The sequence below is a fragment of the Streptomyces tendae genome (assembly GCF_014650435.1).
GTDB lineage: Bacteria > Actinomycetota > Actinomycetes > Streptomycetales > Streptomycetaceae > Streptomyces > Streptomyces tendae.
The window spans coordinates 238,517-262,325 of sequence record NZ_BMUY01000003.1 but is presented as its reverse complement, the minus strand read 5'-3'; the positions used below and the strand labels follow the sequence as shown (position 1 = coordinate 262,325).

The 23,809-nt window shown below is 72.2% G+C and carries 18 protein-coding genes and 2 tRNA genes; 14 read left to right on the top strand and 6 right to left on the bottom strand.

All coding sequences use genetic code 11. The annotated features are described in order from the left end of the window. Nucleotides 1-88: 88 nt before the first annotated feature. The 3 genes from IE258_RS09895 to IE258_RS09885 all read right to left on the bottom strand — a co-directional run bounded on the left by IE258_RS09895 (nucleotide 89) and on the right by IE258_RS09885 (nucleotide 8,682). A complete protein-coding gene (locus IE258_RS09895; protein WP_189741729.1) occupies nucleotides 89-3,652 on the bottom strand; it encodes a bifunctional glycosyltransferase/CDP-glycerol:glycerophosphate glycerophosphotransferase in 3,564 nt (1,187 codons plus the stop codon). A gap of 23 nt (nucleotides 3,653-3,675) precedes the next feature. After that, nucleotides 3,676-5,907: a bifunctional glycosyltransferase/CDP-glycerol:glycerophosphate glycerophosphotransferase gene (locus IE258_RS09890; RefSeq protein ID WP_189741726.1), complete on the bottom strand. Its 2,232-nt coding sequence runs from the start codon at nucleotides 5,905-5,907 to the stop codon at nucleotides 3,676-3,678. A gap of 567 nt (nucleotides 5,908-6,474) precedes the next feature. Further along, a complete protein-coding gene (locus IE258_RS09885; protein WP_308434146.1) occupies nucleotides 6,475-8,682 on the bottom strand; it encodes a hypothetical protein in 2,208 nt (735 codons plus the stop codon). Nucleotides 8,683-8,903: 221 nt separating this feature from the next. On the opposite strand from IE258_RS09885, the gene proB reads away from it, so the two are divergent. The 5 genes from proB to IE258_RS09860 all read left to right on the top strand — a co-directional run bounded on the left by proB (nucleotide 8,904) and on the right by IE258_RS09860 (nucleotide 13,893). Beyond that, entirely contained in the window at nucleotides 8,904-10,007 is a 1,104-nt protein-coding gene (gene proB, locus IE258_RS09880; protein WP_164458587.1) for a glutamate 5-kinase, read from the top strand. A 135-nt stretch (nucleotides 10,008-10,142) separates the two neighbouring features. Next, complete coding sequence (locus tag IE258_RS09875) at nucleotides 10,143-10,673, top strand: DUF8830 family protein (protein ID WP_087812101.1); 531 nt, start codon at nucleotides 10,143-10,145, stop codon at nucleotides 10,671-10,673. A gap of 95 nt (nucleotides 10,674-10,768) precedes the next feature. Beyond that, nucleotides 10,769-12,055, top strand: coding sequence for a glutamate-5-semialdehyde dehydrogenase (locus IE258_RS09870; RefSeq protein WP_127896497.1), 1,287 nt, complete (start codon nucleotides 10,769-10,771; stop codon nucleotides 12,053-12,055). A 112-nt stretch (nucleotides 12,056-12,167) separates the two neighbouring features. Beyond that, entirely contained in the window at nucleotides 12,168-12,737 is a 570-nt protein-coding gene (locus tag IE258_RS09865) for an SCO2584 family spore wall biosynthesis protein (RefSeq protein ID WP_189741723.1), read from the top strand. A gap of 85 nt (nucleotides 12,738-12,822) precedes the next feature. Then, nucleotides 12,823-13,893: an SCO2583 family membrane protein gene (locus tag IE258_RS09860; RefSeq protein ID WP_189741720.1), complete on the top strand. Its 1,071-nt coding sequence runs from the start codon at nucleotides 12,823-12,825 to the stop codon at nucleotides 13,891-13,893. 16 nt (nucleotides 13,894-13,909) lie between these two features. Here the strand turns inward: IE258_RS09860 and IE258_RS09855 are convergent, their stop codons facing one another. Further along, entirely contained in the window at nucleotides 13,910-15,097 is a 1,188-nt protein-coding gene (locus tag IE258_RS09855) for a M48 family metallopeptidase (protein ID WP_189742624.1), read from the bottom strand. 141 nt (nucleotides 15,098-15,238) lie between these two features. Here IE258_RS09855 and IE258_RS09850 point away from each other — a divergent pair, with 141 nt between their 5' ends. From IE258_RS09850 to IE258_RS09810, 9 genes are all read left to right on the top strand, one after another. After that, nucleotides 15,239-15,400, top strand: a complete 162-nt coding sequence (locus IE258_RS09850; RefSeq protein WP_127895217.1) for a hypothetical protein — start codon at nucleotides 15,239-15,241, stop codon at nucleotides 15,398-15,400. Between the two features lie 142 nt (nucleotides 15,401-15,542). Further along, on the top strand, nucleotides 15,543-15,710 hold the full coding sequence (locus IE258_RS09845; protein ID WP_133885743.1) for a hypothetical protein: 168 nt from the start codon (nucleotides 15,543-15,545) through the stop codon (nucleotides 15,708-15,710). A 59-nt stretch (nucleotides 15,711-15,769) separates the two neighbouring features. Further along, the gene (nadD, locus tag IE258_RS09840; protein WP_159329063.1) at nucleotides 15,770-16,474 is read left to right on the top strand and encodes a nicotinate-nucleotide adenylyltransferase; all 705 of its coding nucleotides are present in this window, start codon (nucleotides 15,770-15,772) and stop codon (nucleotides 16,472-16,474) included. Nucleotides 16,475-16,490: 16 nt separating this feature from the next. Further along, complete coding sequence (gene pdtA / locus IE258_RS09835; RefSeq protein ID WP_189741718.1) at nucleotides 16,491-18,266, top strand: polydiglycosylphosphate transferase PdtA; 1,776 nt, start codon at nucleotides 16,491-16,493, stop codon at nucleotides 18,264-18,266. A gap of 95 nt (nucleotides 18,267-18,361) precedes the next feature. Then, nucleotides 18,362-18,808, top strand: coding sequence for a ribosome silencing factor (gene rsfS, locus IE258_RS09830; RefSeq protein ID WP_052838175.1), 447 nt, complete (start codon nucleotides 18,362-18,364; stop codon nucleotides 18,806-18,808). Continuing rightward, nucleotides 18,805-19,476, top strand: coding sequence for a histidine phosphatase family protein (locus IE258_RS09825; RefSeq protein ID WP_189741715.1), 672 nt, complete (start codon nucleotides 18,805-18,807; stop codon nucleotides 19,474-19,476). The genes rsfS and IE258_RS09825 overlap by 4 nt, the downstream gene beginning before the upstream one ends. A 108-nt stretch (nucleotides 19,477-19,584) precedes the next feature. Beyond that, nucleotides 19,585-19,657: transfer RNA gene (locus IE258_RS09820), tRNA-Ala, on the top strand. Between the two features lie 379 nt (nucleotides 19,658-20,036). After that, nucleotides 20,037-20,270, top strand: coding sequence for a hypothetical protein (locus tag IE258_RS09815; RefSeq protein WP_003976229.1), 234 nt, complete (start codon nucleotides 20,037-20,039; stop codon nucleotides 20,268-20,270). Between the two features lie 124 nt (nucleotides 20,271-20,394). After that, a tRNA-Ala gene (locus tag IE258_RS09810) sits at nucleotides 20,395-20,467 on the top strand. A gap of 55 nt (nucleotides 20,468-20,522) precedes the next feature. Here the strand turns inward: IE258_RS09810 and IE258_RS09805 are convergent. Both IE258_RS09805 and IE258_RS09800 read right to left on the bottom strand, forming a co-directional pair. Further along, on the bottom strand, nucleotides 20,523-22,133 hold the full coding sequence (locus tag IE258_RS09805) for an NADH-quinone oxidoreductase subunit NuoF family protein (protein WP_189741711.1): 1,611 nt from the start codon (nucleotides 22,131-22,133) through the stop codon (nucleotides 20,523-20,525). Continuing rightward, nucleotides 22,130-23,407: a ferric reductase-like transmembrane domain-containing protein gene (locus IE258_RS09800; protein WP_189741708.1), complete on the bottom strand. Its 1,278-nt coding sequence runs from the start codon at nucleotides 23,405-23,407 to the stop codon at nucleotides 22,130-22,132. Before IE258_RS09800 ends, IE258_RS09805 begins: the two co-directional genes overlap by 4 nt. Nucleotides 23,408-23,809: the final 402 nt, after the last annotated feature.

Sequence of the window (23,809 nt, the reverse complement as noted above, 5' to 3'; positions counted from 1 at the left end):
GGCCGACCGGAGACGCAAGGGGGCGGGGCCCGGAGGATTGTGATCCTCCGGGCCCCGCCCCCTTCGCTTTCCCCTGCGCGGCAGCGGGTCAGCCCTCCCGGGCCTGCTCGATCATCCGGTCGACGACCCGCGCGGACGCGTTGCCGTCGTCCAGGTCGCAGAACAGGTGGTGGAAGCGGTCGAACCGCTCCTGGTACTCCGCCCGCACCTGGTCGATGTCCCGGATCGCGTCGACCAGCTCCTTGGAGTTGTCGATCAGCGGACCAGGCGAGTCCTGCTCGAAGTCGAAGTAGAACCCGCGCAGCGTGTCCCGGTAGTGCTCAAGGTCGTACGTGAAGAACAGCATCGGCCGCTTCAGGTGCGCGTAGTCGAACATCACCGACGAGTAGTCCGTGATCATGATGTCCGCGGCGATGTACAGGTCGACGATGTCCGGGTACTCCGAGGCGTCCCACACGAAGCCGTTGCCCGCGCCCGGCACCGCGTCCACCACGTTGGAGTGGCGGCGGATCAGCAGCACGTGGTCGTCGCCGAGGCGCCGCTGGGCGTCCTCAAGGTCGATGCGCAGGTCGAACAGGTACTGCCCGGCGCTGTGCGACTGGTCGTCGCGCCAGGTCGGCGCGTACAGGACGACCTTCTTGCCCTCGGGCAGGCCGAGGGCCTTCCTCACCCGCGCCGTGATCGCGTCCCGGTCGGCGGTGTACAGGTAGTCGTTGCGGGGGTAGCCCGCCTCCTGGATCTCACCGTCGTAGGAGAACGCCCGCTTCAGGATCGGCGTGCTGAAGCGGTTGGAGGACACGAGCAGGCTCCACTGCTTGGCCTCCAGCGCCAGCTTCTCCTGGTAGCGCCGGTCGAAGTGCAGGGTGTCGATGTCGTGCCCGATCTTCTTCAGCATCGTGCCGTGCCAGGTCTGCACGATCGACTGGCCCGGGCGGCGCACGATCCAGTCGGGAAGGTGGCCGTTGGTGACGATGTAGCGGCTGGAGGCCAGCGCCTCGTACCACTCCGTGCCCCACATGCGGACCTTCTCGATCCCGTCCGGCAGGTTGACCTGACCGTCGCGGACCGCCCACAGGTGCTTCAGGTCCGAGCCGCGCCGCACCAGCTCCTCGTACATCGCGCGCGGGCTGTCCGAGAACTGCTTGCCGTTGTAGCTCAGGTAGAAGACCTGGTCCTTGAGCGGCTGCTGGAACAGCGGCTCGTACACCGTCCGGCGCAGCTCCTTCTGGCGGTACGGGCCGCGCTCCAGGTCGCTCAGCTCGGAACGGGCGTTGAGCTGCGGGAAGTCGCCCCAGCGGTTCTCCAGCCAGTAGCGGCGGCCGTTCAGCTCGGCCTGGACCGGGAACGAGTCCGCGGCCAGCCGGTCGGTCACGAAGGGGACGTCGGGCACGCCCTCCTCGTCGGGCCGCAGGAAGAGGTTCCAGCGCCCGGCACGCAGCGGGACGTCGCCCGCGCCGCCGAGGCGGGAGGGGTCGAAGGACACCTCGAAGCGGCCGCCGTCCAGCCACCGGGTCTCGACGAAGCGCTCCTCGTAGCGGTTGCGCGGCTTGAGCAGGAAGCGGGACCCGGACAGCCGCGGGTCGGCGTGGCCGGTGAAGGCGATCGCGCCGTCGCGCACCGTGGCGGTGTCGATCACCGCGCGGCGGGTGCGGCCGGAGAACTTCAGGAACCCGGTGTGGCCCGCCACCACGGCCAGCTCCACCAGGTGCGACTGGGTGCCGAGCGAGGTGGGCAGCGCGAACTCCGCGTCGGCCAGGCCCTCCTGCATCACGGTGCCGAAGCGGCGCTCCTTGCCCCCGGCGTCGGTCGCGACCAGCACCGTGGACCAGGTCCGCTTCTCCGGCTGGGCCTTCTCGTCGACGCCCTCGTGGAAGATCAGCGCCACGTCCGCGATCGGCACCTCGACCGAGAATGCCTGCCCGGCGCCCGTGCGCTCCACGGTGACGGGGTACTCGAGGGTCTCGGCGCCCTTCTGGTTCTTGACCCGCAGGACCACCTGCTCGTCCGCCGCGAGGGACTCGCGGATCTCACCGGTGACCTTGATCCGGTCGCCCTCGAGGGTGCGGCCGGTGATCAGGGCGCGGACCTTCTCGATCCGCAGCTTCAGCGCCCCGCGCTCCACGGACGGCAGCATCCGGAAGTCCGGGCTCAGCCAGTGGTACGGCGGGAAGTTGCAGGCCGCGCCGCCGCTGGAGTGGACCGCGTGGCGGCGCACCAGGCCGGAGGCGAAGATGCCCAGGCCCACGTGCCACACGGCCTCCTGCCACTCGCCGCCCTTGCGGAGCCGGGCGGGGTCGATGGTGACCTCCCAGCCGGCCCACTCGTAGTTGTAGCGGTCCTGGCCGGAGTCGGTGGTGACCTCGGGACGCGGCAGGTTGCGGGCCGGCAGCAGGATGCGGCGGCGGGAGCGGTCCTTGCGCAGCTGGAGCACCTTGACCGAGGCCTTGCGCGTGGGCAGGTCGATCTTGTCGATCCAGGCGTTGCCGGACAGCACGAGCTTGCCGCCGGACCAGCTCACCTCCTGCAGCGGGGCGCGCATGTTGAGGTGCTGGTCGATGCGCAGCGCCCCCTTGGGCAGGTGCAGGTCCGCACCCTCCAGCGAGGGGAAGGAGGCGTACTTGCGGACCAGGCCGCTGACCTCCGGCGTCTCCTTGCGGCGCTGGCCGGCCAGCAGGGCGATCAGCTCCTCCATCTGGTGCTTGCGCACCAGCAGCCACTGCACGCGCAGTTCGGCCGGGAGGTCCATGACGACCTTGGGGTCGATGCTGTCGAGGAAGCGGTTGGCCGAACGCAGGAACTCGGCCCGGTACTCCTCGTCGCCGTCCGGCACCACGTTGAGGAAGAGCCGCAGGTCGTCGCGGAGGACACGGGTGTCGTACTCGCGCTTGAGGCGGGCGTAGGTCTCACCGGGCTGCTCGGCGAGGAAGGCGCTGATCTCCATCACGGAGGTGACCCGGTCGCGCACACCCGCCGGGTCGGTGCGCCGCTGCGTGATCGACGGGGCGGACTCGCCCTCGCGCAGCCGCCAGTAGTAGCAGGGCTCCGAGATGACGTCGACGCTCTCGGCCAGGTAGTGGGCCCGCATGGTGACCGGGGTGTCCTCGTACAGCCGGCCCTCGGGGAAGGCGAAGCCGTTCTTCTCCCAGAACGTGCGGCGGAAGACCTTGTTGCAGGCGATGCGGTCGGCGACGAGCTTCGCGTACCGGGATATGTGGGTGCCCAGCCGGGCCTCGCCGGCCAGCATCCGCATCAGCGGCACCTGCCAGGACTTCTCGCCCCTGAGGTGGTAGACGTTGCCGGTGGCGAAGTCCGAGCCGCTCTCGTCCAGGCTGCCGACCATGAGCCGGTAGGCGTCCGGCGGGATCAGGTCGTCGCTGTCGACGAAGGTCAGGAACTCGGACTCGGGCGCCAGGTGGGCCATGCCCGTGTTGCGGGCGGCGCCGAGACCGCCGTTCTCCTTGCGTATGAGCTTGAAGCGCGGGTCGCGGGAGGCGTACTCCTCGGCGATGGCGGCGGAGCCGTCGGGTGAACCGTCGTCCACCATCACGACCTCGAAGTCGCGGAAGGTCTGCGCCGCGAGCGAGTCCAGGCAGGCGGGGAGGTAACGCTCCACGTCGTAGATGGGGACGATGACACTGAGCCGAGGGGCCATGGCTTGGTGATCTCCTTTCGGGGTCAGGCCCGCTCGACCAGTTCGAGCGCCTGGGCGGGGGTCGGGGCGTGGTGGCGTTCGTCGAAGGGGACGACGGGCGGCAGGCTCTCTTCACCGAGGAAGACGCGTCGCACCACCCGTTCGGCTGCGTGTCCGTCGTCGAATTCGCAGAAACGCCGGCGGAAGGTGTCCCGGCGCCCGGTCGTCTCCGGGCTGTCGTACGCGCCGGAGGAGAGCAGCCGCAGCAGCTCCGTCTGCGTGGTGGCGACCGCGCCGGGCGGCTCCTGGAGCAGGTCGAAGTAGGTGCCGCGCACCGCGGAGTACACGTCCCAGTCGGGGACGTAGCTGATGATCGGGCGGTCCAGGACGGCGTAGTCGAACATCGCCGAGGAGTAGTCCGTGATCAGGGCGTCGGCCGCCAGGTACAGCTCCTCCACCCGGGCGTGCCCGGAGACGTCGACGACGCGGCCGGTGCGGCGCAGTTCGTTCACGTGCGAGGAGTTGCCGTAGAAGTAGTGGCCGCGCACCAGCAGGGTCACGTCCGGCCCCAGTTCGCGCGCGAACCTGCCCAGGTCCAGGGGCGGGGTGAAGCCCGGCTGGTACTCGCGGTGGGTGGGCATGTACAGGAACGCCTTGGTGCCGTCGGCCAGCCCGAGCGCGGCGCGGGCCGCGCGCACGTCCTCGGAGCCGGCGTTGACGAGGACGTCGTTGCGCGGGTAGCCGGTCTCCAGCGTGGTGTACGAGCAGGGGTAGACCCGCTCCCAGACGACGGTCGAGAACTGGTTGGCGCTGATGCTGTAGTCCCAGCGGTCGCACCGCTCCAGGAGCTTCTCGAAGTCCATGTCGGTGGAGGCCGGGTACTTCTGCTGGTCCAGGCCCATCGTCTTCAGCGGTGTGCCGTGGTGGGTCTGCACATGGATCTGGCCCTCGCGCTTGACCACGGAGTCCGCGAAGTTCACGTTGTTCACCAGGTACTTGGCGCGGGCCAGGGCCGCCCAGTACTCGCGTGAGCCCACCCGGACGACCTGCACGCCCTTGGGCACCCGGTCCGCGTTGTCCGCGCGGACCGCCCAGACCCGGCGCATGTGCGGGGCCAGCCGGGCCAGTTCGGCGTCGATCGCGGCGGGGTTGCAGGAGACGCTGCGGCTCCAGTAGGCGGAGAACAGCACCAGGTTGTCGTCGAGCGGCAGTCTGAGCTGCGACTGGTAGAAGGCGCCCATCGCGCCGCGCTTGGAGCGGTTGAGCGCGGTGCGGGTGCGGGTCTTGACCTGCTGGCGGAACTTCACCGCCGCCAGGGCGCTGACCATCGTCGTGTAGGCGTCGCGCTCCAGCATCCCGTACTTGTGGCCGCGGCCGCCGCCGGGGCGGGTGAAGCCCTTCGGCATCCGGGCGCGGTAGTCGGCCGAGGCCCGGTGGAAGAACTCCGCGCGCGCGTCCTGCGGCAGGCGGCCCGGACGCTCCAGGACGGTCAGGTAGTGGTCGACCATCTTGCGGAACAACGGGCCGCGCCACTCGGCGAGTTCCTCGTGCGCGTCGAGGTAGTCGAAGACCCGCTGGTACTGGTCGAAGACGTCGAAGTGCTTGCGGCTGACCGTCTTGAGGATGTTGCCGCCCTCGCGCCGCTGCCGGTAGTGCACGCAGACCCGGTCGAGGACGGCGATCCGCTCGGTGCTGATCAGGGAGCAGAACGTCCAGGGGGCGTCCTCGTAGTACCCGGGCGGGAAGGTGAGCCCGGTCCGGGCGACGAAGTCGCGCCGGTACGCCTTGTTCCACACGATCTGGAGCAGGTCGAGCAGTTGGGGGCGGTCGGCCAGGGAGAAGGTGTCCGGGCCCTTCTCCTTCAGCAGCTCGGCCCGCAGGTTCGGACGGACGCGGCCGTCCCAGTAGGTGCGCGCGTAGTCGAAGATCAGGATCTCGGGATCGCCCGTGGCCTCGATCCGGTCCCGAATGGCCGACAACGCACCGTCCGACAACGTGTCGTCACTGTCCAGGAACAACACGTAATCGCCGGTGGCCTTTTCCAGTCCGGCGTTGCGCGCGCGTCCCAGACCCACGTTTTCCGTGAGGTGAATCACATGAATCCGGTCGTCGCGTTTCGCGTACTCGTCGAGAATGGCCCCTGACCCGTCCGGCGAGCAGTCGTCGACCGCGATGATCTCGAAGTCCGTGCAGTCCTGCCCGAGTATGGAGTCAAGGCACTCGGGCAGATAGCCCTGCACCTTGTACACGGGGACAACGAGAGAGAGTTTGGGCATCCTTACAACCTGTTCCGAGAACTGACCACGGGACCGCGGGCTGGGGCCGGAACGCGCTCCGGACACCGCTCGGGCCTGGAGCGCGCCGCCGCATCAGCGTAAAGGATTCACGCGGAGTTTCCGCGGGCACGGTAGCCGGACACCCTGTGCCCCGCCACAGCGGGAAATGGCCGGACCGGTCGTCCGAATGGGTCGCGCGGAAGCGGCTGGAGAACTTCCTCACATTCGGTCCCGCTGTCCCCTTTACCGACTTGCGCCGGTTTCCGCCCCATGTGCCCGACTCGATTTCCGTGGCCCCTCGACGCGTGCGCACCCGGCGACGCGGGCCCGGCAGGTCCTGCGGTGAGCTGGCTGGTCACGGCCGGCACCCGGCACGGGGGCGCGGGTCCGGCCGGGGACGACGCGTCGGGCCGCGGCCGGTGCCCGACCCGTCCGGTGAGGCACCGGCCGCGTGTCCGGGCCGGTGCCGGCGGAGACCGGGGGAGCGCCGGACCGGCCCTCCCCGAAGGCGTGATTCGTGACCAGGCTGTGACAGGCGTGGCGCACGCCACGGCCCGCAGACGGCGCTCAGGCGCGGCCGCGCGGTTCCGGGGCCGCGGAGGGCGCCGTGGCGGGGGCGGCGGACGGGGTGGCCGCCGGGGCGGACGACCGGGCGGGTTCGCGGCGCGGGCCCGGGACGGGCAGCTCCGTGGCGAGCCGCTCCGCCATCCTGGCCCGGTGCCGGACCGCCGCCTCGCACAGGTTCCGCACCGCACCGGCGAAGCGCTCCTGGGACGACGGCTCGGCCGGACCCAGCAGCCGCAGGGCCAACGCGGCACGCTCCCCGGCCAGTTCGTCCGGCTCCGGACGGCGCACCGACGCCAGCAGACCCGCCACCCCGGACGCGTCCGGCGTCAGCACGGTCGCCGCCGCCACCGTCGGGAAGGACTTGCGGAACACGTCCTCGGCCAGCGTGCCGGTGTTGGCGACGGCGTACGGCTTGCCGCTCGCCAGGAAGTCGCTGATCACGCTCGACACATCGCTGATCAGCAGGTCGGCCCGGTTGAAGCAGGCGTACAGCGGCGGCCGGGCGTCCGTGACGACCTGGTGCTCCCACTCGGGCAGCGACGCCCAGTACGCCTCCTCCCACGCGGCCTCGGCCCGCCGCACGGCCGCCGCCCGCCCGGCCTCCGGCGCCGGCTGCCGCAGCATCCGCTCCGCCTGGTCCGCCGCCGACCGGAAACCGGCCGCGGTGAGCCGGTCCAGCTCCGCCGCCCGCCGGGCCAGGGCGGTGGCCGCCGACGCGTCCGGGCGGGGACCGCCCCGCTCCCGGTTCGCCGCCCGCACCAGCTCGCGGATGCGCAGATCGGCGGCCCGGGCCCGCGGGTCCACCGACCCGGTCAGCGGGTGCGGCTTGTACAGCAGTCGTACGCCCGGGTCCGCGAGCAGCGCCCGCACCAGGTTCTCCCCGGCCTCGACGACCGAGGTGTTGCCGGGGTTGCCGTCCCAGCCCTCCCAGGTCGGCGCGTACAGGACGGTCGTGAACGCCCCCGGCGCGGGCGGACCCGCGTACGGCCGTACGGCGTCCAGCTGCGGGCGGCCGATCTCCACCACGTCCTTGTCCTCTACACCGACCTCCGCGAGCGCGTACCGCTCGCGCGCCGCCGGGCCCGCCACCCACACCTCGTCGTACGCCTTCGCGTACGGGTTGCACGAGGACAGCTTGTCGCTCTCCCCGTGGTTGACGAAGGCGTGCTTGATGGTCGGGATGCGCAGGACCTGCGAGGTCTTCCCGGAGTTGGAGGGGTGCAGGAGGACGCGGAGCGTCGAGTGCTCCAGGCGCATCAGCGTCGACACCTTCGGCAGGCACACCACCGGGATGTCGGTCGCCGCGATCCGCTGCACCATGTGCCGCTCCCGCAGCACGATCACCGGCCGCTCGTCCAGCCGCGCCAGCGGCTCCAGCCACATGTTCGCCTGGTAGGCCGAGGACGCCCCGCCCGAGAAGTACAGGCCGACCGTCGGCCGGTACCGGTTCAGCCACGCCTCGAACCAGTCGAGCACCTCCTGCTCACCGGCGGGCCCGCGCCCGGGCAGCAGCCGCAGCAGCAGCGCGCCCAGACCCGTCAGCGCCAGCGCCAGGGACAGCGCGAGCCCACCCGCCCCGTACACCGGCGCGTCGGTCGCCGCCGTCACCAGCAGCCCGGCCGTCGCGGGCAGCCCGAAGACCGCCAGCCGGTGCCCGGGGCGGCGCAGCAGCACCGGGGGCGCCGGAGTCAGCCGCAGCGCGGAGGCGTCGATGTTCCGGGTCACCACGGGCAACGTCCGGGTGCGCCGGACCAGGACGGACACCGCCTGGATCGCCCAGTGCAGCGCGTAGAAGACGAGCAGCCCCGCGACGAGCGGCGCGTACGCCCCCTCGCGGTGCTGCTCCCCGAGCCGCAGCAGGCCCACCACCAGCAGCAGGTCGCGCAGCACGTGCCGGACGGTGACATCGGCGTGCGACTTGGCGAACAGCGACACCATGCCCCGCTGCCACCGGTACAGCGCCCCCTCGGCGGCCAGCGAACCGGCGCTCGCCGCGAGCAGCAGCGGCACGTGCGGCAGCAGTGCGCCGAGGGCCTGGGCGGCGAAGGCGGCCGCCAGCACGCCCAGGACCAGCAGCTTCACGGCGGTCCGCCGCCCGGGCAGGCCGACGCGGAGGCGGCCGGACCGCCGGGAGGGCCCGGGCGGGCGGGGGAGACGGCGGCGGGGCAGGGGTAGGGGCACTGCGGTCGCTCCAGGCTCGTCGCGCATCGGACAACCGGGTTAACGCCCGGTGACCGCCGGACGACACGCGCGTGTTGCCCACCGGACCCCGGCACGGCGCGCAGCCGACCGGGGTTTGGGCCCCGCGTCCGCAGCGTGAACTCCGGTGCGGCGCGGGTTCCCCTTCGCGTAGATTGCCTGGCGAGCGCAGGGATCGGCGCGTGTCGACGGGAGAGGCGGACGGGGCCGTGGCAGGGGCAAGGCAGGCCGTGGGCGAGGCCCGCAGGATCGTCGTCAAGGTCGGGTCCTCCTCGCTGACCACCGCGGCGGGCGGCCTGGACGCCGACCGGGTCGACGCGCTCGTCGACGTGCTCGCCAAGGTGCGGGGCACGGACAAGGAGATCGTCCTCGTCTCCTCCGGCGCCATCGCCGCCGGTCTCGCCCCCCTCGGCCTGCGCCGCCGCCCGAGGGACCTGGCCCGCCAGCAGGCCGCCGCCAGCGTCGGCCAGGGCCTGCTGGTCGCCCGCTACACCGCCTCCTTCGCGCGCTACGGCGTCCGCGTCGGCCAGGTGCTGCTGACCAGCGACGACATGAGCCGCCGCGCCCACCACCGCAACGCCTCCCGCACCCTGGACAAGCTGCTGGCGATGGGCGCCTTCCCGATCGTCAACGAGAACGACACGGTCGCCACCGACGAGATCCGCTTCGGCGACAACGACCGCCTCGCCGCCCTCGTCGCCCACCTGGTCCGCGCCGACCTGCTGGTGCTGCTGTCCGACGTGGACGGCGTGTACGACGGCGACCCGAGCAGGCCCGGCACCTCCCGGCTGGCCGAGGTGCGGGACATGGCCGACCTCGCGGGCGTCGACATCGGCAGCGCGGGCAAGGCCGGGGTCGGCACCGGCGGCATGGTCACCAAGGTCGAGGCGGCCCGGATCGCCGCCGCCGCCGGCATCCCGGTGGTGCTGACCAGCGCGGTGCACGCGGCCGACGCCCTGACCGGCGGCGACACCGGCACCTACTTCCACGCCACCGGCCGCCGCTCCGCCGACCGGCTGCTGTGGCTCCAGCACGCCTCCACCCCGCAGGGGGCGCTGGTCCTCGACGACGGGGCGGTACGGGCGGTGGTCGAGGGCCGCAAGTCGCTGCTGCCGGCCGGGATCGCGGGCGTCGAGGGCGAGTTCGCCGCGGGCGACCCCGTCGAGCTGCGGGACGGCACGGGCCGGGCGGTGGCCCGGGGACTGGTCAGCTTCGACGCCAAGGAGATGCCCAGGCTGCTCGGCCGCTCCACCCGGGAACTGGCGCGCGAACTCGGACCCGCGTACGAACGTGAGGTCGTACACAGGGACGATCTGGTGATCCTGCACCCGTAATGGGTCGAAACGTCCCCGAATCGGTGGTGTACGTTCCGCAAAACCGCCCCGTGATCTCGCGCGGCCTGCTCAACTTTCCTCAGGGACAAGCCCGGCCGACCACCGGGCCGAGCCGTGTGCGTGAAGGAGGCCGTCGTGAGCGGAGTACGCCCTGGGACGGCGGCGCCCCGCGGTGGCACCGCCTCCCGCGGCGGCGCGGCCGCCCGCAGCGGTACGGGCGCACGCTCCGGGGGTGCCCGGGGCGCGAACCGCGCGGGCGGCGAGGAGCGCGCCCTGACCAGCGTCGCGGCCGGCGACCGCTTCCGCGGCGAGGAACCCGAGCACACCCCGCGCCTGTGGCACGTCACCCTCAGCGTCTCCGGCGCCCGCGCCCCGCTCCCCGAGGTGCGCCGGGCGCTCGAACAGCTCGCGCACGACCACCCCTTCCTGCTGACCAGCCGCTACGCCGACGACCACGCGGAGATCCGGTACTGGGAGGAGGCCCGCGACCTGCACGACGCCGCCGCCGTCGCCCTGCGCCTGTGGGGCGAGCACCGGCAGACCGCGGGGCTGCCGCCCTGGGAGATCGTCGGCCTGGAGGTCATCGACCGGGCCACCTACCACCAGCGCATCGCCGCGGGGTACGGCCCCGCACCGGCGACACCCGTCGGCGTCCACCCGTTCTGACCCCGCCTCCCCGCCCGTCCGGTGCCCCGTTTCGACCCGTCTCGCGGGGTGGGACGGCGGGTGGGCGCCGGACCGCGCGCACTACCCTTCCCCCCATGACCACGCTCTCGCCGTACGACTCGATGTCACCCGTCACCCGGGCCGCCTACCGGGCCAAGTCCGCCGCGGCCGACCTCGCGCCGCTGCCGCGGGCCGCCAAGGACGACGCGCTGCTCGCCGTCGCGGACGCACTGGAGGTCCGCACCAGCGAGATCGTCGAGGCCAACGCCCAGGACGTGGCCAAGGCCCGCGCCGCCGGCACCAGCGAGGCCATCATCGACCGGCTGACGCTGACCCCCGAGCGGGTCCGCGCCATCGCCTCCGACGTGCGCGACGTGGTCGCGCTGCCCGACCCGGTCGGCGAGGTCGTGCGCGGCTCGACCCTGCCCAACGGCATCGACCTGCGCCAGGTCCGGGTGCCGCTCGGCGTGGTCGGCATCATCTACGAGGGCCGGCCCAACGTCACGGTCGACGCCGCCGCCCTGTGCCTGAAGTCCGGCAACGCGGTGCTGCTGCGCGGCTCCTCCTCCGCCTACCAGTCGAACACCGCCCTGGTCCGGGTGGTCCGCGACGCCGTGGGCGGGGCCGGGCTGCCCGCCGACGCCGTGCAGCTGGTGCCCGGCGAGAGCCGCGAGAGCGTGCGCGAGCTGATGCGGGCCCGCGGCCTGGTCGACGTGCTGATCCCGCGCGGCGGCGCCTCGCTGATCAACACGGTCGTCCAGGAGTCCACCGTCCCCGTCATCGAGACCGGCACCGGCAACTGCCACGTCTACGTCGACGCGCAGGCCGACCTCGACATGGCCGTCGACATCCTGATCAACTCCAAGGCCCAGCGCGTCAGCGTCTGCAACGCCGCCGAGACCCTTCTGGTCCACCAGGACGTCGCCGCCGACTTCCTGCCCCGCGCCCTGGCCGCGCTCGCCGAGGCCGGGGTCACCGTGCACGCCGACGAGCGGGTCATGGCGTACGCCAAGGACTCCGAGGTGACGGCCGTCGAGGCCACGCCGGAGGACTGGGAGACCGAGTACCTGTCGTACGACATCGCCGCGGCCGTGGTCGACTCCCTCGACAAGGCCGTCGAGCACATCCGGCTGTGGACCTCCGGCCACACCGAGGCCATCGTGACGACCTCGCAGCAGGCCGCCCGGCGCTTCACCCAGCTGGTCGACTCCACCACGGTCGCCGTCAACACCTCCACCCGCTTCACCGACGGCGGGCAGTTCGGCTTCGGCGCCGAGATCGGCATCTCCACGCAGAAGCTGCACGCCCGCGGCCCCATGGGGCTGCCGGAGCTGACCAGCACGAAGTACATCGTCACCGGCGACGGGCACGTACGGCGCTGAGGGCGGGCCCGCCCGGGAGCGCACCGCGGGCGCACCGATCGGGGCATCTCACCCACCGGATGAATTTCCCCGCCGTCTGCCCAAAACGACCCCCCAGGTCTACTCTGGAGCCGTGCCGGAGGACGTGGGGGGCACGCCGTTCCCGGACGGCTGGGAGCCCGACGACGACCACGACCGCGGGGTGTCGGACGAAGAGTTCGCCTCCGTGGTCTTCGACGAGACCTTCGTACAGGCGGCCGCGGTGCACGAGCCGACCGCCGTCGAACGTCTCCTTGCCGCCGCGCAGGCCAGAGCCGAGGCCACCGAGGCGGAAGCGGCCCGCCGCGGCCGCAGCAGAGCCGAGCGCTTCGACGACGGGTACGGCGATTTCGGCCATGATCCCGACCTCGACGACCCGGACGACGACCGCGACCTCCTGGACCGCCCGTACGGCGCTCCCGCGGCCTACGGCAAGCAGGTCCGCTGGCACCGCCCGGTCGCCTGGCTGCTCGCCCTGGCGATGGGCATCGGGATGGTCGCGCTGGCCTTCGTGGCCGTCTACCGGGGCGCGTCCTCGGGCGGCGGCACCCAGCAGGTGCCGCCCCCGGCCTCCACCGGCCCGGAACAGGGCGGCACCGCGACGCCCTCGGCCTCCGCCGACTACTCCCAGCCCGCCGTGTCGGTGATCCCGCGCAGCCCCTGAACCGCCCCCGGGACGGGGGCAAGCTGTCCCAACTTGACCTGTGGCGGCGCGTTTACGCGACCTTCCGCAGACTCACTCTGAAGGTATGGCAGGGCTTGGCGGTCCGCCCGGAGGAACGCCCGACGGTGCTCCCGGAGGCGGCGAGGACGAGTACCGATCCGTCGTCTTCGACGAGTCGTTCGTGCGCGCTGCCCGGCTCCAGGAGTTCTCCGCCCAGGAGCGCATCACCGACCACGCTCCCGCCGTGCGCCGCCGCCCGCCCCTGCGCAGGGCCGGGCTGTCCCGGCAGGCGCTGATCCTCGTCCTGCTGATCGCCGTCGCCTTCGGCACCGCCGTCTACATGGGTGTACGGCACCCCTACCAGAGCCCCGCCGGGCAGCGGGCCGCCGAGCCGGTGCGGATGACCGTCGTCCCGCTCGCCCCGCGGGAGAAGGTGCCCGGCGCCGCCGACGCCGCCCTCCTGTACGCGCACAGCCCCGCCGCGCACTTCAGGACCGCCGCCCAGGGCGTGCCGCTGCCGGGAGCCCGGCGCACGGCGCACTTCTCCGAGGACCAGGTGTTCAACGCGCTCACCACGGCCAAGAACTACATCGTCCGCTCGGCGCTCGACCCGGGCGTGCTCGGCGGCGGGGAGGTCCGCTCGGTGCGGGTGCTGCTCGACCCGGACCAGCTCCACCAGTTCGACGAGAGCTTCGAGAGGCCCGCCGCGGACGGCCGGCACGCCCCCACCGGGTGGCTGATCCGCTTCGACCCGGCCCGCGCCGAGCTGGCCGACCCCGGGATCCGGGTGGACGGCAGCCTGCGCGTCGTGGAGAGCGACTCGTCCACGCTGGAGGTCACCGCCGACCACACCATGGTGTACGCGCTGCGGCCGGCCGACGACGCCCGGGCCGAGGCGTCGCTGTTCACCGTCCGGCGCGAGCTGCACTTCCGCTTCGACCGGGACGACCTGCGGCTGCACCAGACCCACCTGGTCGCCTCCTACGTCCAGGCCGGGCCGCTGTCCTGCGCCGACGACTCGGCCGACCACCTCCGCCCGCTGCTGGCCGGCCAGGAGGCCGGCGCCGGCGTCCCCGCCGGCACCGACCCGTACACCTCGGACGACGCCACGGCCCTGTGCGGCAGCCTCGCGGTCGACGCCCAGCCGAAGGTGTGAGCGGGGGAGGGCGGGGTCAGGCGCCGTCGCGCGGGGAGCCGTCCCGCGGAGACTCCGGGCCGTCGCCACCGGACCCCTGAGGGCCCCCGGGCGTCTCGGGCCCCTCGTCAGGGCCCGCGGGCCCCTCCGCGGAGCCGCCCTCGTCCTTGGGCGGCCTCGGCTGGGAGCCGCCCGTGAAGCCGCCGAAGCCCCGGCGCATCCGGTCACCGAGGTCGCCGGCGCCGCCCGCGATGTCGTTGACCAGCTTCATCAGCGGGTCCTTGGAGCTGCGCACATGCGTGGCGTAGTGGGACGCCGACTCCCGGAAGGAATCCCGCACCGAGGTGTCCTTGTCCTCGTCGCGCCGCGGGTAGTGGCCGTCCATGATCCGCTGGTAGTCCCGGGACGCGGCCCACTTCTTCAGCTCGGCGGCCCGCACCGTGGTGAAGGGGTGCGAGCGGGGCAGCACGTTCAGGATCTTCAGCACCGAGTCGCGCAGGTCGCCGCCCGCCTCGTACTCCTCGGCCTGCTCCAGGAACGCGTCCACGTTCATCTCGTGCAGGTGGTTGCCGCCCGCGATCTTCATCAGGCCCCGCATGGATGCCTGGAGGTCCTGGCCGACCAGCAAACCGGCGCGGTCGGCGGACAGCTCCGACTTGCGGAACCACTCGCGCAGCGCGGTCACGATCGCCATGATCGCCACGTTCCCCAGGGGGATCCAGGCGACCCGGACGGCGAGGGAGGTCAGGAAGAGCAGGATGGTCCGGTAGACCGCGTGGCCGGACAGGGCGTGCCCCACCTCGTGCCCGACGACCGCCCGCATCTCCTCCTCGTCGAGCAGCTCGACCAGGCCCGTGGTGACGACGATGATCGGCTCGTCCAGGCCGATGCACATCGCGTTCGGCACCGGGTCCTGGTTGACGTACATCGGCGGGACCTTCTCCAGGTCCAGGATGTAGCAGGCGTCGCGCAGCATGACGTTCAGATGGGCGAACTGCCGGTCCGAGACGCGCACCGAGTCCGACAGGAACAGCAGCCTCAGGCTCCGCTCGGGCAGCAGTCCGCTGAGCGCCTTGAAGACCGTGTCGAAGCCGCTCAGCTTGCGCAGCGCCACCAGGGCACTCCGGTCGGCCGGATGCTCGTACGCCCGTGAGGAGATCCCGGGGAAGCGCCTGCGCTGCCTGCTCGGCACGTGCTCGTGCCCGTTGTGGTGGCCGTCGGACATCTCTTCCCCCATGCGCGTATGTGTGACCTGGACGTACGTATGGTCTTTGCGAACCCTTGTGCGGTCCTTTGCGCCCCCCGAGCCGGGCCCAGCCTAGGCGGAGATACCGTGGACGGGCAGTACGTCTAAGGAGTCCACGCCATGCAGCACATCCCCCACGCCGACTGGCTCGCCGGGGCCGCGACCGCCGCCGAGCAGCAGGGGCCGGGAAATCTGCTCCGGATCGTCCTGATCGTCATGGTGGTGGGCTGTGTACTGACCGGCTGGTTCCTGCTGCGGGGCTACAAGCAGAAGGACGACTGAGGAGATCCGAAGGTTCCCCAAAGCGCCCACGCCCCGGCTCCGCCCCGTCCCCAACGGCGGAGTCGGCGTGATCGCCCGCGGGGCGCCCGCATACGATGAGCGGACGTCTTGTCCCGCCCACACCGGATAGGTCCTGCCGAAGATGAGCCTTCCCCTCAGCGCCGCCCAGTTCGCCACCCTCGCCGCCGAGGGTGGCGAGGAGCACGGCGGCAACCACGAGAGCCTCAGCCCCTACGTCACCGGCATCGGCGCGTTCGTCATCCTGCTGCTCCTGCTGTGGATCACCACCCGGTTCAACCGCGACCGCTGAGCCCGCGGCCGAGTGGGCGCGACCGGGTCGCTCCGGGCGGGCCGGTAGGGTCTGCTCGCATGGGAGAGCACGACACGCCTACCGGCCCGGCGCACGCGCCGGCGCGCGGCACGCAGAACGCGGTGCCCGCCCGCGCCACCGGCCCGGTCAACGGTCCGGGCGGCGGCCCGTCGCCGGGCAAGCGACGTCTGGGCGTCATGGGCGGCACCTTCGACCCGATCCACCACGGTCACCTCGTGGCCGCCAGCGAGGTCGCCGCGCAGTTCCAGCTCGACGAGGTGGTGTTCGTGCCGACCGGGCAGCCGTGGCAGAAGAGCCACCGCGCGGTCTCCGCGGCCGAGGACCGCTATCTGATGACGGTCGTCGCGACCGTCGAGAACCCGCAGTTCTCCGTCAGCCGCATCGACATCGACCGCGGCGGCCCCACCTACACCGTCGACACCCTGCGCGACCTGCGCGCCCTCAACCCGGACGCGGACCTGTTCTTCATCACCGGGGCCGACGCCCTCGCCCAGATCCTCACCTGGCGCGACAGCGAGGAGCTGTTCTCCCTCGCCCACTTCATCGGCGTCACCCGGCCGGGACACACCCTCACGGACGCCGGGCTCCCCAAGGGCGGCGTCTCGCTCGTCGAGGTGCCCGCCCTCGCCATCTCCTCCACGGACTGCCGTGCGAGAGTCGCCAAGGGCGATCCCGTCTGGTACCTGGTGCCCGACGGAGTCGTGCGCTATATCGACAAACGCCACCTGTACCGCGGCGAGTGAGCCGAGAGGGGCACCGGTGAACGACGGATACGACGCGGGACACGGCGACGACCAGTACGAACTCGTCGGCTACGACGAGTACGGCCGCCCCGTGTACCGGCAGGCCCAGGGGCAGGCCCAGGGCCACGCCCAACCCGGCCACCAGCAGCAGTACGACCCGTACGCGCAGCAGCAGGGGCAGCAGTACGGACAGCCGGGCCAGCAGTACGGCCAGCCCGGCCGACCGGGCCAGCAGCAGTACGGGCAGCAGCAGTACGGCCAGCAGGGCTACGGCTACGACCCGTACGCCACCGGCAGCCAGCAGCCCGTCCAGCAGCCCTACGACCCCTACGGCTCCCAGGGCGGCTACGACACCGGTCAGCAGCCCGCGCAGCCGCCGTACGACCCGTACGGCCGGGCCGCGACCAGTGGCCCGCAGCCCCGGGTCGCCGAGCAGACCGCCCACATCCCGCAGCAGGCGGGCCCGCCCGAGGAGCGGGAGCGCACGGATCACCCCGGGGCGGCCGAACCCGGCGGGGACTACCGGACCGAGCAGTTCGCCTTCGTCGAGGAGCCGGCCGGTGACTCCGAGGACGTCATCGACTGGATGAAGTTCACGGAGAACCGCACCGAGCGCCGCGAGGAGGCCCGCAGGCGCGCCCGCTCGCGCATCGTCGCCCTGGTCGTCGTGCTGGCGCTGGTCGCGGTCGGCGGCGTCGGCTACCTCTGGTACGCGGGGAAGCTGCCCGGCCTGTCCTCCTCCGACGACAAGACCGGCGGCACCACGACGGCCGGCGCCCAGAAGCGCGACGTGATCGCCGTCCACCTGCACGACACCAAGGGCGGCGGCACCTCCACCGCGCTGCTGGTGAACAACACCACCACCGAGCAGGGCACCGCCGTGCTGGTGCCCAACGCGCTCGCCCTGACCGGCGACGACGGCAGCACCACCACGCTCGCCAAGTCCGTCGGCGACGAGGGTCCCGACGCGACCCGCACCGCCCTCGACTCCGCCCTCGGCACCGACATCGAGGGCACCTGGCGGCTGGACACGCCCTACCTCCAGATCCTCGTCGACCTGGTCGGCAACATCGACGTCGACACCGACGCCGACGTCCCCGACCCGGAGTCCAAGGACAAGGGCGCGGGCCCCCTCGTGCACAAGGGCGAGGGCCAGACCCTCAGCGGCAAGATGGCCGTCGCCTACGCCACCTACCGCGGCAAGGGCGAGGACGCGAACGCCCAGCTCCAGAGGTTCGGGCAGGTCATGCAGGGTGTGCTGCGCAAGATGTCCTCCGATCCGCAGGGCGCGACGACCACCGTCCAGACCCTCGGCCTGATCCTCGACCCGCCGCTGACCGAGAAGGACCTCGGCACCTTCCTCGCCGGGCTCTCCGACCGCGCCAAGGGCGGCGACTTCAAGACCGCGCTGCTGCCCGTCCAGGACGACGGCGGCCTCAGTGCCGAGGCCAGTGACAGCGTGGTCAAGGACGTCCTCGGCGGCACCGCCAAGAGCCCCGACAAGGACGCCGCCGTCAGCGTCTCGGTCCGCAACGCCACCGGCGCCGAGGACCGCACCGGCAAGGCCCGCGTCGTCCTCCTCAACGGCGGCTTCACCTTCGTGTCGGGCGGCACCGCCTCCGGCACCGAGACCGCGTCGAAGGTCGTCTACGCCGAGGCCGCCGACAAGGAGAACGCCGTCCAGGTCGCCAAGACCCTGGGCCTGCCCACCGACGCCGTCTCCCAGGGGAAGGTCTCCGCGAACGCGCGGGTCTCGGTGGTGCTCGGCCAGGACTACAAGCCGGCGTCGTAGAGGGGCGGAGCGCGGCGGACGGTTTGCCGCGTGGGCCCGTGTCGGCGGTCGTGAGACCCTTGAGGTCAACCGACCGCCGACCCGAAAGCCAGGCAGTGACCGCGACCGACCGCTCCATCGAACTCATCAACGCCGCCGCCCAGGCGGCGGCCGACAAGCTCGCGCACGACATCATCGCCTACGACGTCAGCGACGTGCTGTCGATCACGGACGCCTTCCTGCTGGCCTCCGCGCCCAACGACCGCCAGGTCAAGTCGATCGTCGACGAGATCGAGGAGCGGCTGAACAAGGAGCTGGGCGCCAAGCCGGTGCGCCGCGAGGGCGACCGCGAGGCCCGCTGGGTCCTGCTCGACTACGTCGACATCGTCGTCCACGTCCAGCACAGCGAGGAGCGCGTCTTCTACGCCCTGGAGCGGCTGTGGAAGGACTGCCCCGAGCTGGAGCTGCCCGCCGACGCCAAGGAGACCCGCGGCAAGGCGGAGGAGCACGCGAAGCTCCAGGCCGCCGAGGAGGCGACGCGCACCGACGAGGACTGGCGATGAGCGCCACCGGCGAGGTGACGGCGGGCAGGCCGGGTCGCGGCCGCCGCGTCATCCTGTGGCGGCACGGCCAGACCGCGTGGAACGTGGAGCGCCGCTTCCAGGGCAGCACGGACGTCGAGCTGACCGAGACCGGCGTCGCCCAGGCCCGCCGTGCGGCCGGGCTGCTCGTGCACCTGCGGCCCGACGCGATCGTCGCCTCCGACCTCGTGCGCGCGGCGAACACGGCAGCCGAGCTGTCCGTGCTCACCGGCCTCGAGGTGACCCTGGAGGAGGGCCTGCGGGAGACCTACGCGGGCGTCTGGCAGGGCCTGACCCACGACGAGATCATCGCCCGGCACGGCGGCGAGTACGCGGCCTGGAAGCGCGGCGAGCCCGTGCGCCGCGGCGGCGGGGAGCTGGAGACCGAGGTCGCCGACCGCGCCGCCCCCGTGGTGCTCCGGCACGCCGAGAAGCTCCCCGAGGACGGCACCCTCGTCGTGGTCAGCCACGGCGGCACGATCCGCACCACCATCGGCCGCCTGCTGGGCCTGGAGCCGCACAGCTGGGAGAGCCTCGGCGGCCTGACCAACTGCTGCTGGTCCGTGCTCGGCGAGGGCGCCCGCGGCTGGCGTCTGCTGGAGCACAACGCCGGCACCCTGCCGGAACCGGTGCTCGGCGACGACGTCTGAACCGCGATTTCACTTTCCGGCAGGTCGCAGGCTAAAGTTCTTCTTGTTCGCCCCGCCGAGCGGAGCGGACGAGGAGCAGGACCATGCGACTCGGGTCGCGTGGCACCAGGGGCTATAGCTCAGTTGGTAGAGCGCCTGCATGGCATGCAGGAGGTCAGGAGTTCAATTCTCCTTAGCTCCACAGCCCACGGACGAATCCCGTCCCCTTTCGGGGGGCGGGATTTTTCGTCTGCGTCCGCTTGAGCAACCCGCGTCCCACAGGCGTATACGTCGGTGGAACTCCGTGTCCGGACCGGTACTGAGGCGTCGCTGACCGGGTCGGCCCGGCCGTGGCAGAATCAAACGGCCGGAAGGGGACCGCGGCCCGACGGGAGGGAGTGGCGATGCCTGGGAGCATCCTCGAGGAGGTCGGTCACCTCCTCGGCGGAGCGGTGGCACGGAACACGGTCACCCGCCTCAGCTGCCCTTCCTGCGGTTCCGGTCATGTGGCCCAAGTCCTCGGCGACAACGGCGGAATCTCTTACGTGTGCACGGCCTGCGGCCACAGCTGGAGCTGATCGATGGGTGCACACAGGCGGAAGTGCGACTGGTGCGGCAGCGGCACGCCCATCGTGCGCGACATGGAGCCGGTCAACCCGGACTACCAGTACTGGTGCGAGGAATGCGCGCGGGCGCTGATCATAAAAGGCGACCCCATCGAGACGTACCGCGAACTCGAGGGTGAGCCGATCTACGGCCGGCTCCTCGAGGAGCACTGCACGCTCAAACGCTTCTACTCGTTCGTGACAGCCTGACGCAGTCCCCGGTGACAAGCCCGCAAGAGGGCAAAAGGGGCAAAGCGGAAACGATTTGGTGTTGTGCCCGGTGGACCGTGTAATGTTGGCGTCGCCGCCGGGGAGACCGGGCGGCAGACGGCAAGGGGCTATAGCTCAGTTGGTAGAGCGCCTGCATGGCATGCAGGAGGTCAGGAGTTCAATTCTCCTTAGCTCCACAATTCACTGAAACCCCCCGGATCTCGGATCCGGGGGGTTTCGCCGTTCATGGCCTCAGCGGCCGAGCGCCCGGCGGCCGCGGCCCTGGGACAGCACCGGCAGGTTGCTGCGCGGGGCCGGCGCCTGCCCGCGGGTGTCCTCCTCGATGCGCAGCGCCAGCGCCGGGCAGCGGCGCACCGCCCGCACCGCCTTGGCCTCCGCGAACCGCGGCACCTCGGCCTGCGCGACGGTCGGGAAGCCGTCGGCGCCGAGCTGGAAGACCTCCGGGAGGATGTCCGCGCACAGCCCGTGCCCCCGGCACAGCGTCCAGTCGACGTAGATCTTCTGACGGCTGGGGCCGTTCTCCTCGCCACCGCCCGGGACGCCGGTCGGGGCCCTGCCCCCCTCGAAGAGCGGCAGGACGCCCTCCACGGGCCGTCCACAGCCGTTGCCGAGGACGTGGGCGGCCAGGTCGTCCGTGAACGCCTTGACGGTCGACTCCAGGAACATCGCCGAGCCGTCCGGGTGTGAGCAGGCACCGCGCCGCTTCACGTTCCGCGCGACCTGCTTGACCGCCTCCAGGGCGGCCGGGCCGCCGCCGTTCAGGATGTCCTCGAGGCCGCGCGCGGCGGCCGGCAGACCGAGGTAGCAGGGGCCACACTGGCCGGCGCTCTCCTCGGCCAGCCACTGCGCCACCCGCAGCGACTCGCCCAGCGGGCAGGTGTCCTGACTGATCGGCAGGATCGCGCCCGCGCCGAGCGAGCCGCCCACCTGCTGCAGCGAGTTGCGGGAGACGATCGCCTCGTCGACGGTCGCCGCGTCGATCCACTTGCCGTGGTAGCCGCCGGTCAGCACGCCCTGCGGCACCGGCGGCGCCCCGGCCAGCTGGAGGACGTAGCGCAGCGGCACGCCCGTCGGCACCTCGATGACCATCGGCCGGGCCACCGCGCCGGAGACGGTCAGCATCACGGTGCCCGGCTCGTCGTACAGGCCGGTGTTGCCGTAGCGCTCCGGGCCGATGCGGGCGGCGATGGCCAGCTGGGCGAAGGTCTCCGCGTTGGACAGCAGGGTCGGCGCGCCGCCGACGCCGCTCCTGGAGGCGCTCACCTTGCGGCCCGGCGGGATCGCCGGGCCGCCGTCGATGGAGCGGATCAGCGAGGCCGCCGCACCGGTGACCATGCGCACCGGATTGCGCTGCACGCGCGCGCGGAGTGCGGACCGGCGGCCGTTGCTCAGGCCGCGTTCGGCGAGGGCGGCCTCCATGGACCGCTGCGTGGACTCGCGGGTGACGCCGATGACCAGCGTGCGGGCGCCCATCGCCTCGGCGCACAGCAGCGCGCCGTCCAGGATCAGGTGCGGGGCGCGGTTGATCAGCACCGTGTCCTTGCGGCAGGCCGGTTCGTCCTCGCTGCCGTTGACGACCACGACCGGCCTTACGCCGCGTTTGATCGCCGCCTCGGCGACCGAGCGCAGCTTCTTGTGGAAGGGGAAGCCCGCGCCGCCGCGGCCCTTCAGGTTGATGCGCTCGGAGAGCTGCGCCAGCTGCTCCCCGCCCATCGGTTCGAGCGGGCCGTGCACCTTGAGGTGCATCGGCAGGTCCAGGCGCTCGACAAGGTCGAAGCCCGACGTGAGCTGGGGAAGCCCGACCACGCGGACCTCGGGGACGTCGGGCAGGGCCTCGTTCACTTATAGCCTCCGGAAGGCGTGTTCCAGGGTTCACCGGAACCCGGTGCGTCGAAGTCGTGGGACGACGACGGCACACCGGGGGTTGGTTCAGGGGTGGGACCGCTGTTGTACGTGTCGCTGGGGTAGTACGTGTCGTAGACCGCGTTCGTCTCACGGGTGTCGTACACGTCACTCGAGCCGTAGCCCGAGGAGGGGGGCGCGGAGTACTGCGCCGAGTAGCTCGCGGAGTGGTCCGCCGGGTCCGTGCTGCCGTAGACCGGGATGGTGTGTCCCGTGTCGTTGAGCGGGTCGTAGACCGACTGCGGCGCCTCGCCGACCGGGGGCGGCGACGGTATCGGCCAGCTGCCCGAGGTGCTGCCGCCGCCGTCCACGACCGGCATCGCCTCGGTGGGCCGCAGGTCCGGCGGCAGCTGGGCGGACGCGGCCGGATCGGCCGTCAGCGGCGGCCGGCGCGCGCCCGAGGGGCCGGACACGGCGCGGTAGGCCGCCGCGAAGCCGCTCGCGGGCTCCGGGGGAGTCAGGCGCTCCGCCGGTTCGTACCGCGGGGCGGACGGGGACGCCCCGCGCGAGGGGGCGCCCGCGGAGCGCTCGTAGCCAGGCAGGGCCGCGGTGTCCCCCGGCCGGTCCGCCGCCTGCTCCCCGCGGTCGGGCCGCTCCCCGGCCCCGAGGAGGGCGGCGATCCGGTCGGCGACCCTGCGCTTGACCGGGCGGGGCGCCGCGCGCAGCGCCAGCGCCGCCATGACGCCGACCACCGACAGGGCGTACAGCACCACGAAGACCGGCTTCGCCGAGCGACCCGCGTAGAGCCCGTGCAGCAGGGCCAGGCACCACGCCGGGTAGGCCAGCATGTGCATGGCCCGCCAGCGGGCCGCGACGGGGGCCGGGGAGGCGAAGCGGTTGCGCAGGGCTCCGGTGACCCCCACGAAGATCATGAGCATGCTGGCCAGGGTGCCGAAGCCGATGAGGACGGCCCGGCCGCCGAACGCCTCGTCCTCCGTGGCCAGCAGCCCGAACGGGAGGACCGCGGCGACCCAGGTGGTGTGGTCCAGGGCCAGCTTGACCACGATGTGCACCAGCAGGAAGACGACCGAGGCGACCGCGGTGGTCCGGTGCACCGCCTGGGCCAGGATCCGCTGCCGGGTGTCGAGGACGATCCGGTCCTGGGCGAGCAGACCCCAGATCACCGAGCAGCTGAGGAAGACGAGGGAGAGGACGCCGGCGCCGAAGTCCAGGAAGTGGGCGAAGGTGTCGTCCGCCGTGCTGTCGTTCGTCATGACGACGGACCTCCGCACGTCAGGGACGTGACGGAAGGCGGTGAGCTGGTGCCGCGGGGGTGGATCGGGGGAGGGTTCATGGGGGCAACTCCGGAGCGGTTCGGGAAAGCGGTCCCGCTGCCGCACTCTAAGTGGCGCCATACCCGTGGGTAGGAGGTTTGAGTTATTGCGTTGTTATCAAATGACAGCGCGCTTGTGCTGGTGTCCCTTAGCGGTCGTTACGCGAAGTAACCTTTGACCTTGGTTCAGGTTCGGCTCCGGTTTCCGGATCCCGGGCCCCGGATTCCGGTCGGGCGGGCGCCGGTCGGAAGCCCGTCGCGGCCCGATCGGCGACTGCGGTACCCTGACGCCATGCGTGCCGTACGCCTTCTGCTTAGCGAGCCGCGCTGATCAGTCCCGACC